Origin of the sequence: Pseudoxanthomonas sp. Soil82 (assembly GCF_040446535.1) — a bacterium.
Classification (GTDB): Bacteria; Pseudomonadota; Gammaproteobacteria; order Xanthomonadales; family Xanthomonadaceae; genus Pseudoxanthomonas; species Pseudoxanthomonas kaohsiungensis.
On sequence record NZ_JBEAAK010000004.1, the window covers coordinates 357,353 to 372,532 of the forward strand.

The window sequence follows — 15,180 nt, forward strand, 5'->3', positions numbered from 1 at the left end:
TGGCTTCGCTGCGGTGAGCTCGCCGGGCGAACCTGTCGTCCTGCTCAACGGCCAGCAGGCCGGCGCCGACGCGCTGCGCGTCCTCGCCCAGTCCAACTACGGGCACTTCACTTCCCTGCAGGTGCGCGGTGGTGCGGTGCAGGGGCTGGACATGCACCTGGACCGCCTGCGCCAGGGCAATGCCGAACTGTTCGATGCCGGCCTGGATGCCGCTGCGGTCGTCGGCTGGATGCGCCAGGCCGCCCTGGCCCGGGGGGGCGACTGCTCGATGCGGGTAACGCTGTTCTCGCGCCGGTTCGACCATCGCCAGCCCTTGCGGCCGGTGGCGGTCGACGTGCTGGTGGCCGCGTCCGCGCCACTGGTCCCGACCGCCGCCCCGCTGCGGCTGCAGACCCGCTGCTTCGTCCGCCCGGTCCCGCAGCTCAAGCACGTGGGCACGTTCCCGTTATCCCACCACCGCCGCCAGGCGCTCAAGGCCGGGTTCGACGACGCCCTGTTCGTGGATGGGGAGGGCCCCGGGGCGGCGGTCTCGGAGGGATCGTTCTGGAACATCGGCTTCTGGGACGGCGACCAGGTGGTCTGGCCGCAGGCGCCCGCGCTGCGCGGCACCAGCGAGCGGCTGCTGCAGCAGGGCCTGGCCCAGGCCGGGATCGCCCAGGTGGTCCGGCCCGTGACGCGGGCCGGGCTGGGCGATTTCCTCGCGGCCTTCGCCACCAACGCCAACGGCGTCCAGCCCGTCGCGTCGATCGACCGGATCGGCTACGCGGCGGCGGTGCAGGACGCACTCCTGGCGCTGCTGGCCGATGCCGGGGGCAGGGCGCCCTGGGAGCCGCTGTAGGCGCCCAGGGCTGAATCCCGGGGGCCGTACGGGCGGGCGCGGGTTGTCCACCCCGGCCCGGTCCCCTACAATTGCCGGCTTACCTCGCCACCCTGGCGACTGGGCAACACCGAGAAACCACCATGGTCAAGATCCGTCTCACCCGCGGCGGCGCCAAGAAGCGCCCGTTCTACCACATCATCGTCACCGACTCGCGCAGCGCCCGCGACGGCCGCAACATCGAGCGCGTCGGTTACTACAACCCGGTCGCCTCCGGCAACGACCAGCGCATCGTGCTGGACATCGCCCGCGTCGACCACTGGGTCGGCAACGGCGCGCAGCTGACCGACAAGGTCCGCAACCTGTACAAGGAAGCGACCAAGGCCCAGGCGACCGCCGCCTGATCCGGCCCGGCCGCCGGTTCGCCGGTGGCCCTGTTCCTCCCGGAACGCACTGCATGAACGACGACGCGCGCTCCACCACGCCCCGCAAGCTGATCCTGCTGGGCGCGGTGTCGGGCGCCGTCGGCGTGCGTGGCGACGTCAAGCTGCAGTCCTGGACCGAGCCGCGCGCGCAGATCCTCCGCTACCAGCCGTGGATCCTGCGCTCGGCCAACGGCGTCGAGCGCGAGGTGCAGGGCGTGCGCGGTCGTGACGGCGGCAAGCACGTTGTCGCGACGGTGCCCGGCGTCAGCGACCGCGACGCGGCCGAAGCCCTGCGCGGCACCGAGATCCTGGTCCCGCGCGAAGCCCTGCCGCCGCCGGCACCGGGCGAGTACTACTGGGTCGACCTGGAAGGCCTGCGCGTGGTCACCGTCGAGGGCGTGGCCCTGGGCGAGGTCTCGCACCTGCTGTCGACGGGCGCCAACGACGTGATGGTGGTGCGCGGCGAACGCGAGCGCATGCTGCCGTTCGTCCAGCCCGATTACGTGAAGTCGGTGGACTTCGAGTCCGGCACGATCACCGTCGACTGGGATCCCGAGTTCTGAGGGCATCCGCCCGCGTGGCGGATCGCCTGTTGCCAGTACACCAGCCAGTACGCCGTGCCGGCCTCGCCGGCGGGAGTCGCGATGCGCATCGACATCGTCAGCCTGTTCCCCGAGTTCGTCGACCAATGCGCCGCGTTCGGCGTGGTCGGTCGCGCGCGCGAACGCGGGCTGCTGTCGCTGCACGGCTGGAACCCGCGCGACCACGCCGAGGGCAACTACCGCAAGGTGGACGACCGCACCTTCGGCGGCGGGCCGGGGATGGTCATGCTGGTCGAGCCGCTGCGTCGCTGCCTGGCGGCGATGCGCGGGGCCGATCCGGTGCGGCCGCGCGTGGTCTACCTGAGCCCGCAGGGGCGCCGGCTGGACCAGGCGCGGGTCCGCGACCTGGCGGCGATGCCGCGCCTGGCCCTGCTGTGCGGGCGCTACGAGGGCATCGACGAACGCCTGGTCCAGGCCGAGGTCGACGAGGAACTGTCGATCGGCGACTACGTCCTGTCCGGCGGCGAACTGGCCGCGGCCGTGGTCGTCGATGCGGTCGCGCGGTTGCAGGACGGGGTCCTGAACGACGCCGGTTCGGCCGAGCAGGACAGCTTCGAGGACGGCCTGCTGGACTGCCCGCACTACAGCCACCCGGTCGAGCACGCCTATGGCACGGTGCCGGAGGTGCTGCGCTCGGGCAACCATGCGGCCATCGCCCGCTGGCGCCGGCAGCAGGCACTGGGCCGGACCTGGCTGCGGCGCCCGGACCTGCTCGAGGGCCGGGTCCTGTCGAAGGCCGACCAGAAGCTGCTGGACGACTGGCGCCAGGAGCACACCGGGGACGCGCCGGACGGGTTCCAGGGCAGGTAGCCCGGGGCCGCCAAAGCGGCTACAATGCCGGGTTCCTGCGGGCCGCTCCGCCCTGGCTGGACCCCATAACAATCACGTGCGGCGCAATCCTGCGACTGCATCGGCCCGAGTTGTCGACCACGACACGCCCACCCGAACACATTGAGTCGGTCACCATGAGCAAGCTGAACAAGTCCATCGTCGCGGAATTCGAATCCGCCCAGATCACCCGCGAACTGCCGAAGTTCAGCCAGGGCGACACCGTCGTGGTGAACGTCAAGGTCAAGGAAGGCAACCGCGAGCGCGTGCAGGCCTATGAAGGCGTGGTCATCGCGATCAAGAACGCCGGCCTGAACTCCTCGTTCACCGTGCGCAAGATCTCGCACGGCTATGGCGTCGAGCGCGTGTTCCAGACCCACAGCGCCACCATCGACTCGGTCGACGTGAAGCGTCGCGGCAAGGTCCGCGCCGGCAAGCTGTACTACCTGCGTGGCCTGGAAGGCAAGGCCGCCCGCATCAAGGAAGACCTGGCTGCGGTGGCCAAGGCCAAGGCCGAAGCCAAGGCCGAGAAGGCCGCCGGCTGATCGCGCCCTTCCGCGCTGCGATACCGCGACGGCCGCCCCAGGGCGGCCGTTCGCGTTCAGGGGCGACGACGGCACCTGCCGCTACCCTGGACCCGGGCCCGGCGCGGCACGGCCGGCAAGGAACCCGCGGAGAACGAGATGACTGACGCGCTTCCTCCGAACCCGGTGCGGCTGGACGTGTGGCTGTGGGCCGCGCGCTTCTTCAGGACCCGCAGCCTGGCCAAGCAGGCGGTGGAAACCGGCAAGGTGGACGTGGCCGGCCAGCGCCCCAAGTCTTCGCGCGCGGTACGCGTGGGCGACACGTTGCAGGTCACCCGCGGCGAGGAAGTCTTCGATGTGGTCGTCCTCGACCTGAGCGACACGCGTGGCCCCGCACCCGTGGCCCAGGCGCTCTACGCCGAAACCGATGCGTCCCGGGCGCGCCGCGAGCAGCAACGTTTGCAGCGCGCTGCCATGCGCGATGGCTACAGGCCGCCCGAACACAAGCCGGACAAGCGCGCCCGTCGCCTGATCCAGGCGCTGGGCGACATCGACGCGCTCTAGGCCCTCATCGGCCGGTGCCCGTAGAGCCGGCCCGGCTATCCGGCGCCGCCCGGCGGCGAGTGGAAGGAGGCGGGGCAGCGTAGCGGGGCCAATCCGCTGCATACGGCGCCGACAGGCCTTCAGCGTCTCCCGCCGAACAGTCCCATGCCCAGGTTGAGCAGGTCGCCGGCATCGACGTCGCCGTCGCCGTCCTGGTCGAGCAGCGCATCGAGCGCGCCGCCACCTGCGCGCTGGCGCACCTGCGTGCGTTCCTGGCCGAGCAGCTCGCCCAGGCCGCCGGCATCCAGGCCTTGGCGGGCGCTGCGGTTGGCCAGGAACGACATCACGATCGGCGCGAGCATCGCCAGCAGCTGCATCGCCTGGCCGCTCCCCAGGCCGGTGGCCTGGCCCAGGCCTTGGGCGGTGCGCGGCTGCGCCCTGCCCAGGACGTGGCCGAGGATCGCGGCGCCATCGGTCTGCCGCGAAGTGCCGCCGCCGAGCACGGCCCCCAGCACGCTGCCCAGGTCCATGCCGCCGCCATGGTCGCGTTGGAGCGCTCCGTACAGGGCTTGCGCGCCCTGCGGCTGGGCGCTGTTGCGGCCCAGGGCGCCAAGCAGAAGCGGCAGGGCGGCGGCGACCGCGTTGCCGGTCTGGTCCGGGTCGGTGCCCAGTTGGCGCGACAGCTGCTGCAGCGGGGCGCCCTGCAGCTGGGCGAGCAGTTCTTCGGTGAGCAGGGGCTGGTTCATGGCGTTCTCCTTGCCCGGTCGGGAGGCCAAGATACGCCTGCCGCGCCGGCCGATGGGGCGCGCGCCGACCGGCGGACGGTGCGGTTGGCCACGCCCGCGCGGGCAGGAGGCGAATGGCGTGGCCCAATGCGTTGCACGCGCCGGGCCACGCCGGTGTGGTCGCCGGGCGTCAGCGCAGGTCGAAGCGGTCGAGCTCCATGACCTTGTGCCAGGCGGCGACGAAGTCGTCGACGAACTTCCTTTCGCCGTCGCTGCTGGCGTAGACCTCGGCCAGCGCGCGCAACACCGAGTTGGAACCGAACACCAGGTCCACGCGGCTGCCGGTCCACTTCACCCGGCCGGTCCTGCGGTCGCGTCCCTCATAGGCGTTGGCGCCGGTCGCCTTCCATTCCGTGCCCATGTCCAGCAGGTGGCGGAAGAAGTCATTGCCCAGTACGCCGGGGCGCTCGGTGAACACCCCGGCCGACGAGCCATCCACGTTGGCGCCGAGCACGCGCAGCCCGCCGACCAGCGCGGTCATCTCCGGTGCGGTGAGGGTGAGCTGTTGCGCCTTGTCGACCAGCAGGTGCTCGGCCGGCACCGCCGAGGTTCCGCGCAGGTAGTTGCGGAAGCCGTCGGCATACGGCTCCAGCAGCGCGAACGATTCCACGTCGGTCTGGTCCTGGCGCGCATCGGTGCGTCCGGGCGAGAACGGCACGCGGACCTCGAAGCCGGCGGCCTTCGCCGCCTGCTCCACGCCCGCGCCGCCGGCCAGCACGATCAGGTCGGCCAGGGAAATCTTCCTGCCGCCGGGCCCGTCGATGTTGAAGTCGGCCTGGATGCGCCTGAGCGCCTTGAGCACCTTGTCCAGCTGCGCCGGCTGGTTGACCGCCCAGTCCTTCTGCGGGGCCAGCGCGATGCGGGCGCCGTTGGCGCCGCCGCGCTTGTCGCCGCCGCGGAAGGTCGAGGCCGAGGCCCAGGCGGTGGATACCAGTTCGGCGACCGACAGGCCGGCGTCGGCGATCTTCTTCGTCAGCGCGTCGACGTCGCCCGCTTCGACCAGCGGGTGGTCCACGGCCGGGACCGGATCCTGCCAGATCAGTTCTTCCTTCGGCACTTCCGGGCCGAGGTAGCGCGCGCGCGGTCCCATGTCGCGGTGGGTCAGCTTGAACCAGGCGCGGGCGAAAGCATCGGCGAACGCCTGCGGGTTCTCGAGGAAGCGTTTGGAAATCGGCCCGTAGATGGGGTCGAAGCGCAGCGACAGGTCGGTGGTGAGCATCTTCGGCCGCTGCTTCTTCCCCGGGTCGTGCGCGTGCGGCACGTCTTCCGGCGCGTCCTTGGCCACCCACTGGTGGGCGCCGGCCGGCGATTTCTCCAGCTCCCACTCGAAGCCGAACAGGTTCTCGAAGAACTTGTTGCTCCACAGCGCCGGGGTCTGGGTCCAGGTGACCTCCAGGCCGGACGTGATGGTGTCCGCGCCCTTGCCGCTGCCATGGCGGTTGGCCCAGCCCAGCCCCTGCAACTCGAGGTCGGCCGCTTCGGGCTCGACGCCGACGTTCTCGGCGCTGGCCGCGCCGTGGGTCTTGCCGAAGCTGTGGCCGCCGGCGATCAGGGCCACGGTCTCCTCATCGTCCATCGCCATGCGGCCGAAGGTGTCGCGGATATCCTTGGCGGCGAGCAACGGATCCGGATTGCCGTCCGGGCCTTCGGGGTTCACGTAGATCAGGCCCATCTGCACCGCGGCCAGCGGGTTCTCCAGGTCGCGGGTGTGCCTGACCATGCTGTCGTCGTCCTTGACCAGCACGCCATGCTTGTCGTCCACGCCGGGGGAACCGCGCGAATAGCGCTCGTCGCCGCCCAGCCACTTGGTCTCCCGGCCCCAGTACACGTCCAGGTCCGGCTCCCAGGTGTCCTCGCGGCCGGCGCCGAAGCCGAAGGTGCGGAAACCCATCGTCTCCAGCGCGACGTTGCCGGCCAGGATCATCAGGTCGGCCCAGGAGATCTTCTGGCCGTATTTCTGCTTGATCGGCCACAGCAGCCGGCGCGCCTTGTCCAGGCTGACGTTGTCGGGCCAGCTGTTGAGGGGGGCGAAGCGCTGCTGGCCGCGGCCGCCGCCGCCGCGGCCATCGCCAATGCGATAGGTGCCGGCGCTGTGCCAGGCCATGCGGATCATCAGTCCGCCGTAGTGGCCGAAATCGGCGGGCCACCAGTCCTGCGAATCGGTCATCAGCGCGCGCAGGTCCTTCTTCAGCTCGTGGTAGTCGAGCTTGCCGAACTCGGCGGCGTAGTCGAAGTCCTCGCCCAGCGGGTTGGAGCGCGCGGAGTGCTGGTTGAGCAGGTCCAGGCGCAGCTGGTTCGGCCACCAGAAGCGGTTGCTGGTGCCGCCGCCGGCGGCGGCGTGGTTGACCGGGCACTTGTTATCGGTAGACATGGCATCGTTCCTTGGTTCGCGTGTGCGCTGGCCCGGTCGCGATCGCGACCGGGGACCGTACGATGGAATCGCCTGGCGATGACGTTTCAGGGTCGGGGTTGTACTCCCTTGCGCCCAGCGTTGCGTCGCCCGTGCGTGTGTAAGCCAGCCCACCTTATGCCGGCGGTGCAGCCGAGGTGAAATCGAATGATCCTAAAGATCCCATGTGCATTGACTATCGCTATGCGTGGCATCCATTCGTGCGACCGATGAGCCGACCGGGATGCCGGGCGGACGCAGGTCATGCTGCGTCGCGGCATGCGCGCGGAGCCTGCCGACCATGACCACCCGCGCCACCCGCCTTCTCCATCTGCTGGACGACCTCCGCCGCCGGAGGCGGCCAGTCCGCGGCGCCCAGCTTGCAGACCAGCTCGGGATCAGCCTGCGTACGCTCTATCGCGACATCGATGCGCTGCGAGCGCAGGGCGCCGTCATCGCCGGCGACCCGGGCGTGGGCTACCAGCTGCGCGCCGGTTTCATGCTGCCGCCGATGATGTTCTCGCCCGACGAGCTGGAGGCGCTGGTGCTGGGCGCGCGCTGGGTGGCCTCGCATGCCGATCCCGAACTGGCCGAGGCGGCCGGTCGTGCGCTGGACCGTGTCGTCGGCGTGCTGCCGGAGGGGCTGCGCCTGCAGGTGGAGACCAGCGGCCTGTTCGCGCCGGACTGGAGCCCGGTGCCGCCGGAGCCATGGCTGCCGGCGCTGCGCCGCGCGATCCGCGAGGGCAACGCGGTGCGCCTGTGGTATCGCGATGCCCAGGGCCGGGCAAGCGAGCGCCTCGTCTGGCCGTTCGCGATGGCCTTCCTCGCCGACATGCGCTTGCTGGCCGCCTGGTGCGAATCACGCGCGGACTTCCGCCATTTCCGCGCCGACCGCGTGCTGGCGCTGGAGGACACCGGTCGGCGCTATCCGGAGCAGCGCCAGCGGCTGATCCGGCGCTGGGAGCGGCAGCGCCTGCGCCGGACCGGCGACTGACCGTGGCCGCTGGCGCCGGGTCGCCGCCGGGGCCCGCATCCGCGCGCCGGTCGCAACCACCGATCGCCCGTTCCAGCCATCGCGCTCCGGCGCGCGGTGCCCGCGTGCGCACTGCTGACACCTGCTGTCAGCAGGCGCGGCGCACACTGCCGGCTCCCTTCCAGTGACGAAGCGACCATGAGCAAGACGCTGACCTTCTACACCCATCCGATGTCCCGCGCCCGCATCGCCCGCTGGATGCTGGAGGAGACCGGCCTGCCTTACGAGGAGGTGGTGCTCGACTTCGGCACCACCATGAAGGCGCCCGACTACCTGGCGATCAACCCGATGGGCAAGGTCCCGGCGATCCGCCACGGCGACACCGTGGTCACCGAGAACGCCGCCGTGTGCGCCTACCTGGCCGAACTGGTGCCTGAGAAGGGCCTGGCGCCGCCGGCAGGTTCACCCGAACGCGGTGACTACTACCGCTGGCTGTTCTTCCTGGCCGGGCCGGTCGAAGCGATGTTCACCGCCAAGCACGCCGGTGCGTTCGCCGCGTCGATGAACGCCGGCTACGGCAGCGAGGCCGACGTGCTGCGCGTGCTCGAACAGGCCGTGGCCGGCCGCGAACACCTGGTCGGCGACCGCTTCACCACCGCCGACCTGTACATGGCCGCGTTCCTCGGCTACTACATGATGATCGGCATGCTGGAGAAGAAGCCGGCATTCGTGGAATTCGCCAGCCGGCATGGGCGGCGACCGGCGGCGCTCGCCGCCAACGCGCGCGACGACGCGCTGGCGCCGGCGCATCCGCATCCGGCCATGGTTGGCGCCGGGAACTGACGGGGGTCGACGACATGGAAAAGACCTACCACGGCAGCTGCCACTGCGGAGCGATCCGCTACCGGGCGACGCTCGACCTGGCCGCCGGCACCGGCAAGTGCAACTGCACCTACTGCAGCAAGATCCGCAGCTGGAGCACGCGGGCGACCGACTTCGAACTGCTCGATGGCGAAGCGCTGCTCGGCGACTACGGCAAGGACTGGGGCGAGGGCAACATCCACCACCGCTTCTGCAGCCGCTGCGGGGTCAACCTCTACGGCCACGGCTACATCGCCGAAGCCGGCGGCGGGTTCGTCTCGGTGCTGGTCAACACGCTCGACGATGCCAGCATCGACGACCTGGTGTCGGGCCCGGTCCACCATGCCGATGGCCGCCACGACAACTGGATGAATCCGCCGGCGGACACGCGCGCGATGTGATCGCCCAGTGGCACGGGGATGAAAGGCGTCGGTCAGCTGCGAGCCGCGATGGCGGCAGGGCGCGCGGAAAGCGTCGGCTCTGGTGGAAGGCGCGATGGCGGCAGGGCGTATGGAAAGCGTCGGCTCCGGCGGGAGCCGCGGCGGGCCGGGTGGGTCGTGGCCGCTCGGGGCACATCCATGTGCGCACTCGCTACCGCGGACATCCATGTCCGCTGCCACGACCCACCCGACCCGCCACGTCTCCGCGCGGCTCGAGGGTCGTCGCTTCTTCGGGATGAGAGCCGTCGGCTCTGGCAAGCGCCACGACGGCGGTAGCCCGTGCTGTCGTAGAGCGGGGCTTGCCCCGCTGCTTTGACGCGACGTCGCTCCACGGAAGTGCGCAGCCGGGCAAACCGGCTCTATCCGAGGAAGCAGCCGGGCAAGCCCGGCTCTACGGGGCAGGGCATTTGCGGTCGCTACGCCACGCCGTGCTCCGGCGTCGTTACAGCAGCGACTTTAGCCGGTACAGCGCTTCCAATGCCTGCTTCGGCGTCAGCTCGTCCGGGTCCAGCGCGGCCAGCGCTTCCTGCGCCGCCGAGGGCGCTGCGGCGAACAGGCCGAACTGCTGCGGTGCGTCGAGCGCCTGTGGCGCCATCTCAGAGGCGTGGCTTTCGCGACCGCGCTGTTCCAGCTCGGCCAGCCGGCGGCGCGCCTGCTGCAGGGTCGCCTTCGGCAGGCCGGCCAGCGCCGCCACCTGCAGGCCGAAGCTGCGGTCGGCCGCGCCGTCCTTGACCGCGTGCATGAACACCAGCGCGTCGCCGTGCTCCACCGCGTCCAGGTGCACGTTGGCGATGCCGCTGTCGGGCGTGGCCAGCGCGGTCAGCTCGAAGTAGTGGGTGGCGAACAGGGTCCAGCAGCGGTTGACCGACGCCAGGTGCCGGGCCACCGCGTCGGCCAGGGCCAGGCCGTCGTAGGTGGAGGTGCCGCGGCCGATCTCGTCCATCAGCACCAGCGACTGGCTGGTGGCGTGATGCAGGATGTAGCTGGTCTCGGCCATCTCGACCATGAAGGTCGACTGGCCGCGGGCGAGGTCGTCGCCGGCGCCGATGCGGGTGAGGATGCGGTCGATCGGTCCGATCTGCGCGCGCGCCGCGGGCACGAAGCTGCCGATATGGGCCAGCAGCACGATCAGCGCGTTCTGGCGCATGTAAGTGCTCTTGCCGCCCATGTTCGGGCCGGTGATCACCAGCATCCGCCGCGGCGCCAGCTCGGGGTTGTCCACGCTTTCGGCGTGCAGGATGAGATCGTTCGGCTCGAATGGCTCGTCGCGTACCGCCTCGACCACCGGATGGCGGCCGCGCTCGATCCGCAGGCAGGGCGCCTCGACCAGTTCCGGGCGCGACCAGTCCAGCGCCTGCGCGCGCTCGGCGAAGCCGGCCAGCACGTCCAGTTCGCTGAGTGCGGCGGCGCAGCGCTTGAGCGGCTCGAGCACGCCGTTGAGCGAATCGAGCAGCGCCTCGTACAGGAACTTCTCGCGCGACAGCGAACGGTCGCGCGCCGACAGCACCTTGTCCTCGAACGCCTTCAACTCTTCGGTGATATAGCGCTCGGCGCCGGTCAGGGTCTGGCGACGGGTGTAGTGCACCGGCGCCTTGTCGGCCTGGCCCTTGCTGATCTCGATGTAGTAGCCGTGGACGCGGTTGTAGCCGACCTTGAGGGTCGCGATCCCGCTGCTCTCGCGTTCGCGCGCCTCCAGGTCGACCAGGAACTGGTCGGCGTGGGTGGACAGCCGGCGCAGTTCGTCGAGCTCGGCGTCATGGCCTTCGGCGATGACGCCGCCGTCGACCAGTTTCATCGGCGGCTGCGGCGCGATCGCCGAAGCCAGCAGGTGCGCGGTCTCGTCGTGGCGGCCCATCTCGTCGGCCAGCGCCTGCAGCCGCGGCGAATCCAGCGGCGCCAGCGCCTCGCGCAGCGCCGGCAGCATCGCCAGCCCATCGCGCAGGGTGGACAGGTCGCGCGGCCGCGCCGAGCGCAGGGCGACGCGGGTGAGGATGCGCTCGACGTCGCCGAGGCCGCGGAAGCTTTCGCGCAGGTCGCGGTCGGCGCCACGTTCGACGAGCGTCGCCACCGCGTGGTGGCGCCCGCCCAGGACCGCGCGATCGCGCAGCGGCCGGTGCAGCCAGCGCCGCAGCAGGCGCCCGCCCATCGGCGTGATCGTCGAATCGAGCACGCCGAGCAGGGTGTGGCGGGTGTCGCCGTCGACCCGGCTGTCCAGTTCCAGGTGGCGGCGGGTGGCCGCGTTCATCGCGATCGCATCGCCCGCGGTCTCCACCGAGATCGCGGTCAGGTGCGGCAGCTGCTGCTTCTGGGTCTCCTCGACATAGCCGAGCAGGGCGCCGGCGGCGGCCACGGCCAGCGGCTTGTCCTCGATGCCGAAACCGGTGAGGTCGTGCAGGCCGAAGAAGCGCAGCAGCTGGCGCCGGCCGCTGTCGGGGTCGAACAGCCAGGGCGGGCGGCGGCGCAGCGCGCCGGCGCTCATCGACGGCAGGCCCTCCTCGTCGGGGACCAGCAATTCGGCCGGTTCCAGCCGCGCCAGTTCGGCCAGCAGCTGGTCCTCGCCGTCGACCTGGTTGACCAGGAAGCGGCCGCCGGCCAGGTCGGCCCAGGCCAGGCCGTAGCCGCTCTTGCCGCGCGACACCGCCATCAGCAGGGTGTCGCGGCGTTCGTCCAGCAGCGCCTCGTCGGTGACCGTGCCGGGCGTGACGATCCGCACCACCTTGCGCTCGACCAGGCCCTTGGCCAGCGCCGGGTCGCCGATCTGTTCGCAGATGGCCACCGATTCGCCCAGCGCGACCAGGCGCGCCAGGTAGCCCTCGTAGGCATGCACCGGCACGCCCGCCATCGGGATCGGCGCGCCGCCCGAGCTGCCGCGCTGGGTCAGGGTGATGTCGAGCAGGCGCGCGGCCTTGCGTGCGTCGTCGTAGAACAGTTCGTAGAAGTCGCCCATGCGGAAGAACAGCAGCAGGTCCGGATACTCGGACTTGGCCGCGAAGAACTGCTTCATCAGCGGCGTGTGTTCGGGCGCGCCCGGCGGCTTCCGCGCGCCTTGTTCCTTTTCAACGACTTGCGGCTGTCTTGGGTCTTGCATTACGGGCTCGAAGTGGGCGTGAGCGATCTGGAGGCGATCTCGACGGTCGGAAGATCGAGCCTCGCTGGCCGGCGCAGGTCGCGCGTGGCGAGGTCGAACGCCAAGGATGGAAGTATCGCCGACGCTGGCCGGCTGCGTGCATGCGCAGCGCACGCCGGCCAGGCCACCGGAGTGGCGGCATGGTCGGTCGACCCGATCCCGACGGCATGCGGCGCCCGCCAGGCGCCGCCCTTGCCCGGCGCTGCCCGGCACGCATCGACCGCCTGCCGGCACGAGGTCGTGGACCCACGCGCCGGCAGGGCAGGCGCTGCCTGTCCGGGCGTCACCCGTCCGCGGTGCGCCGGGCCGGGCGGGCCAGGCTCAAGGCGATGGTCGTCCCCAGGATCAGCGCCACCACGCCGAGTGACCACAGCACGGGAATCTTGTAGACGTCCACCAGCAGCATCTTGGCGCCGATGAAGCCCAGCACCACCGCCAGCCCGTACGGCAGCAGGTGGAAGCGGTCGGCCATGCCGGCCAGCAGGAAGAACATCGCGCGCAGGCCCAGCACCGCGAACACGTTCGATGTCAGCACGATGAACGGGTCGTAGGTGATCGCGAAGATCGCCGGGATGCTGTCCACCGCGAAGATCACGTCGGTGATGCCGATCATCACCAGCACGATGAACAAGGGAGTGAACTTGCGCCGGCGGCCGCTGCCCAGCCACAGCGCGCCGCCGTGGTAGCGGCGCACGAACGGCACGTGCGCGGTCAGCCAGCGCAGCACCGGGTTGTTCTCCAGGCTCGGTTCCTTGCCGGCGGCGAACCACATCTTCACCCCGGTCAGCAGCAGGAACGCGCCGAACACGTAGAGCATCCAGTGGAACTTCGCCAGCAGCGCCGCGCCGGCGAAGATCAGGATCGCGCGCAGCACGATCGCCAGCAGGATGCCGATCACGAGCACGCGCTGGCGCTGCTCCTCCGGCACCGCGAAGTAGGTGAACAGCATCAGGAACACGAAGATGTTGTCGACCGCCAGCGACTTCTCGACCAGGTAGCCGGTCAGGAACTCCAGGCCCACGCGGTTGGCCTGGGCCAGCCCCGCTGTCTCGTGGACGTACCACCACAGTCCGCCGTTGAAGGCCAGCGCGAGCGCCACCCAGCCCAGGCTCCACCACATCGCCTCCTTGAACGTCACCTTGTGTGCGCCGCCGTGGCGCATCAGCACCAGGTCGACCATCAAGGCGACCACCACCAGGCCGCCGAAGCTGGCCCACAACCAGGGATTGCCAATCGTTTCCATCGAGATTCCCGCGCATGAAGTGGAGGACGGCCGCGGGCGCGGACATCTCGGGAACCGTGGGAACGGGGATCCGGGGACATGCCTTCGCCGTCGCGGCGAAGGTCTCGCTCACAGCCCGTCGGGCTGCCGTGGGACCGGAGCACGCAGGCTCGAAATGACGGTCGACACGTCGGGAGCTACTCCCCTTCGGCAACGATTGTTCATCGCCGGCGCGGTCCGGTCAACCGGGGCGATCCCGGGGTTCACTGGCCTGGCCGCGCTGCCGGCAGCTCGGGCTGCCGCGCAGCCCGTGACCGGCGGCCTCGATCGGCAGGCCGGATAGGCGATAGCATCGGGACCCCGCATATCCGCAGGAAGACCCATGCCCCATCGCCTCCCCGTCTGCCTGGCCGTGCTGTTGGCCACGGGAAACCTGTTCGCCGCCGACGCTCGCACCGATCCGCGCCAGCTGGCCCGCGAGGCTCTGATCGTCGACACCCACATCGATGCGCCGGGCGAACTGATGGATGGCTGGCGGGACCTGGGCGCGCTCACCCCGGACCGCGAGTTCGACTACCCGCGGGCGCGCGAAGGCGGGCTGGACGTGGCCTTCATGTCGATCTACACCTCGCCCGGGCAGGACCGGGCCGGAACCGCGCGCGAAATCGCGCACAAGCAGATCGACGCGGTGGAGGCTATGGTCGGCCGCCATCCGGACAAGTTCGCGCTGCTGGCCTCGCCCGGCGACGTCGGCCGCCTGCAGGAGGGTGGCCGGGTGCTGCTGGCGCTGGGCATGGAGAACGGCGCGCCGGTGGGCGACGACCTGGCCGAACTGGAGCGCTTCCACGCGCGCGGGGTGCGCTACATCACCCTGGCCCACAGCGAGAGCAACCGGATCAGCGATTCGTCCTACGGCCGGCAGCGCCAGTGGCAGGGGCTGAGCCCGTTCGGCCGGCAGGTGGTCGCGGAGATGAACCGGCTCGGGATCATGGTCGACGTCTCGCACCTGTCCGACGACGCGGTGCGCCAGGCGGTCGCGCTCAGCCGGGTGCCGGTGATCGCCAGCCACTCCGGCTTCCGCCACTTCACCCCGGGGTTCGAGCGCAACCTGAGCGACGAACTGGCCAAGGCCATCGCCGCCCGCGGCGGCGTGGTCCAGGTCACCTTCGGCAGCGCGTTCGTCAATCCGCAGATGGCCGCCGACACCCAGGCCTACTTCGTCGCCGCCGCTGCGCTGGAGCAGCGCAATGCCGCCGCGCGCGCGGCCGGCAGGCCGGAGGAGGACAAGGCCGCGTTCGAGGACGAATGGGAACGCACCCATCCCCCGCGCCCGACGGCGATCGACGCGGTGGCCGACCAGATCGACTACGGGGTCAAGCTGCTGGGCATCGACCACGTCGGCCTGGGCTCGGACTTCGACGGCGTCTCGGGCAACCTGCCCGAAGGCCTGCGCAACGTCGCCGACTACCCCAACCTCGTCGCCGCGCTGCAGGCGCGCGGCTACTCGGACGAGGACTTGGGCAAGATCCTGGGCGGCAACCTGCTGCGCGTCTGGTCCGCGGTGGAAGCGGGCAGTGCGCGTCGGCGGGATTGATCGCCGGCATGGCGGCCGCGGGTCGCATGCCCCGGCGGTGTAATAGTCTC

General features: G+C 70.8%; 14 protein-coding genes. 10 read left to right on the top strand and 4 right to left on the bottom strand.

Annotation, left to right across the window (positions count from 1 at the left end; translation table 11 throughout):
* Positions 1-13: 13 nt before the first annotated feature.
* The 6 genes from ABKA19_RS12960 to ABKA19_RS12985 all read left to right on the top strand — a co-directional run bounded on the left by ABKA19_RS12960 (position 14) and on the right by ABKA19_RS12985 (position 3,760).
* Positions 14-838: an aminotransferase class IV family protein gene (locus tag ABKA19_RS12960; protein ID WP_353689246.1), complete on the top strand. Its 825-nt coding sequence runs from the start codon at positions 14-16 to the stop codon at positions 836-838.
* Between the two features lie 122 nt (positions 839-960).
* Positions 961-1,221 carry a 30S ribosomal protein S16 gene (gene rpsP / locus ABKA19_RS12965; RefSeq protein WP_162377514.1) on the top strand — a complete coding sequence of 87 codons (261 nt, stop codon included), beginning with the start codon at positions 961-963 and terminating at the stop codon, positions 1,219-1,221.
* A 53-nt stretch (positions 1,222-1,274) separates the two neighbouring features.
* Positions 1,275-1,805 carry a ribosome maturation factor RimM gene (rimM, locus tag ABKA19_RS12970; RefSeq protein WP_353689247.1) on the top strand — a complete coding sequence of 177 codons (531 nt, stop codon included), beginning with the start codon at positions 1,275-1,277 and terminating at the stop codon, positions 1,803-1,805.
* Positions 1,806-1,886: 81 nt separating this feature from the next.
* The gene (gene trmD, locus ABKA19_RS12975; RefSeq protein WP_353689248.1) at positions 1,887-2,654 is read left to right on the top strand and encodes a tRNA (guanosine(37)-N1)-methyltransferase TrmD; all 768 of its coding nucleotides are present in this window, start codon (positions 1,887-1,889) and stop codon (positions 2,652-2,654) included.
* Between the two features lie 155 nt (positions 2,655-2,809).
* Positions 2,810-3,217 carry a 50S ribosomal protein L19 gene (rplS, locus tag ABKA19_RS12980; RefSeq protein ID WP_162377517.1) on the top strand — a complete coding sequence of 136 codons (408 nt, stop codon included), beginning with the start codon at positions 2,810-2,812 and terminating at the stop codon, positions 3,215-3,217.
* 138 nt (positions 3,218-3,355) lie between these two features.
* Positions 3,356-3,760, top strand: coding sequence for an RNA-binding S4 domain-containing protein (locus ABKA19_RS12985; protein ID WP_353689249.1), 405 nt, complete (start codon positions 3,356-3,358; stop codon positions 3,758-3,760).
* A 119-nt stretch (positions 3,761-3,879) separates the two neighbouring features.
* Here ABKA19_RS12985 and ABKA19_RS12990 read toward each other — a convergent pair whose 3' ends face one another.
* The gene (locus ABKA19_RS12990; protein WP_353689250.1) at positions 3,880-4,485 is read right to left on the bottom strand and encodes a DUF937 domain-containing protein; all 606 of its coding nucleotides are present in this window, start codon (positions 4,483-4,485) and stop codon (positions 3,880-3,882) included.
* A 169-nt stretch (positions 4,486-4,654) separates the two neighbouring features.
* A complete protein-coding gene (katG, locus tag ABKA19_RS12995) occupies positions 4,655-6,895 on the bottom strand; it encodes a catalase/peroxidase HPI (protein ID WP_353689251.1) in 2,241 nt (746 codons plus the stop codon).
* Between the two features lie 319 nt (positions 6,896-7,214).
* Between katG and ABKA19_RS13000 the strand changes: the two genes are divergently transcribed.
* The 3 genes from ABKA19_RS13000 to ABKA19_RS13010 all read left to right on the top strand — a co-directional run bounded on the left by ABKA19_RS13000 (position 7,215) and on the right by ABKA19_RS13010 (position 9,148).
* Positions 7,215-7,907: a helix-turn-helix transcriptional regulator gene (locus ABKA19_RS13000; RefSeq protein WP_353689252.1), complete on the top strand. Its 693-nt coding sequence runs from the start codon at positions 7,215-7,217 to the stop codon at positions 7,905-7,907.
* 177 nt (positions 7,908-8,084) lie between these two features.
* A complete protein-coding gene (locus ABKA19_RS13005; RefSeq protein ID WP_353689253.1) occupies positions 8,085-8,729 on the top strand; it encodes a glutathione S-transferase family protein in 645 nt (214 codons plus the stop codon).
* 14 nt (positions 8,730-8,743) lie between these two features.
* Complete coding sequence (locus ABKA19_RS13010) at positions 8,744-9,148, top strand: GFA family protein (protein ID WP_353689254.1); 405 nt, start codon at positions 8,744-8,746, stop codon at positions 9,146-9,148.
* 481 nt (positions 9,149-9,629) lie between these two features.
* Here the strand turns inward: ABKA19_RS13010 and mutS are convergent, their stop codons facing one another.
* Positions 9,630-12,191, bottom strand: coding sequence for a DNA mismatch repair protein MutS (mutS, locus tag ABKA19_RS13015; RefSeq protein WP_353689255.1), 2,562 nt, complete (start codon positions 12,189-12,191; stop codon positions 9,630-9,632).
* A gap of 406 nt (positions 12,192-12,597) precedes the next feature.
* Complete coding sequence (locus ABKA19_RS13020; RefSeq protein WP_353689256.1) at positions 12,598-13,557, bottom strand: TerC family protein; 960 nt, start codon at positions 13,555-13,557, stop codon at positions 12,598-12,600.
* A gap of 361 nt (positions 13,558-13,918) precedes the next feature.
* Between ABKA19_RS13020 and ABKA19_RS13025 the strand changes: the two genes are divergently transcribed.
* A complete protein-coding gene (locus ABKA19_RS13025; RefSeq protein ID WP_353689257.1) occupies positions 13,919-15,130 on the top strand; it encodes a dipeptidase in 1,212 nt (403 codons plus the stop codon).
* Positions 15,131-15,180: the final 50 nt, after the last annotated feature.

Coding starts and splice junctions, on each gene's coding strand:
- ABKA19_RS13010 (WP_353689254.1), top strand. CDS start 8,744: ATGGAAAAGACCTACCACGGCAGCTGCCACTGCGGAGCGATCCGCTAC.
- ABKA19_RS13020 (WP_353689256.1), bottom strand. CDS start 13,557: ATGGAAACGATTGGCAATCCCTGGTTGTGGGCCAGCTTCGGCGGCCTG.
- rimM (WP_353689247.1), top strand. CDS start 1,275: ATGAACGACGACGCGCGCTCCACCACGCCCCGCAAGCTGATCCTGCTG.
- rplS (WP_162377517.1), top strand. CDS start 2,810: ATGAGCAAGCTGAACAAGTCCATCGTCGCGGAATTCGAATCCGCCCAG.
- mutS (WP_353689255.1), bottom strand. CDS start 12,191: ATGAAGCAGTTCTTCGCGGCCAAGTCCGAGTATCCGGACCTGCTGCTG.
- trmD (WP_353689248.1), top strand. CDS start 1,887: ATGCGCATCGACATCGTCAGCCTGTTCCCCGAGTTCGTCGACCAATGC.
- ABKA19_RS13005 (WP_353689253.1), top strand. CDS start 8,085: ATGAGCAAGACGCTGACCTTCTACACCCATCCGATGTCCCGCGCCCGC.
- ABKA19_RS13000 (WP_353689252.1), top strand. CDS start 7,215: ATGACCACCCGCGCCACCCGCCTTCTCCATCTGCTGGACGACCTCCGC.
- katG (WP_353689251.1), bottom strand. CDS start 6,895: ATGTCTACCGATAACAAGTGCCCGGTCAACCACGCCGCCGCCGGCGGC.
- ABKA19_RS12985 (WP_353689249.1), top strand. CDS start 3,356: ATGACTGACGCGCTTCCTCCGAACCCGGTGCGGCTGGACGTGTGGCTG.
- rpsP (WP_162377514.1), top strand. CDS start 961: ATGGTCAAGATCCGTCTCACCCGCGGCGGCGCCAAGAAGCGCCCGTTC.
- ABKA19_RS12990 (WP_353689250.1), bottom strand. CDS start 4,485: ATGAACCAGCCCCTGCTCACCGAAGAACTGCTCGCCCAGCTGCAGGGC.
- ABKA19_RS13025 (WP_353689257.1), top strand. CDS start 13,919: ATGCCCCATCGCCTCCCCGTCTGCCTGGCCGTGCTGTTGGCCACGGGA.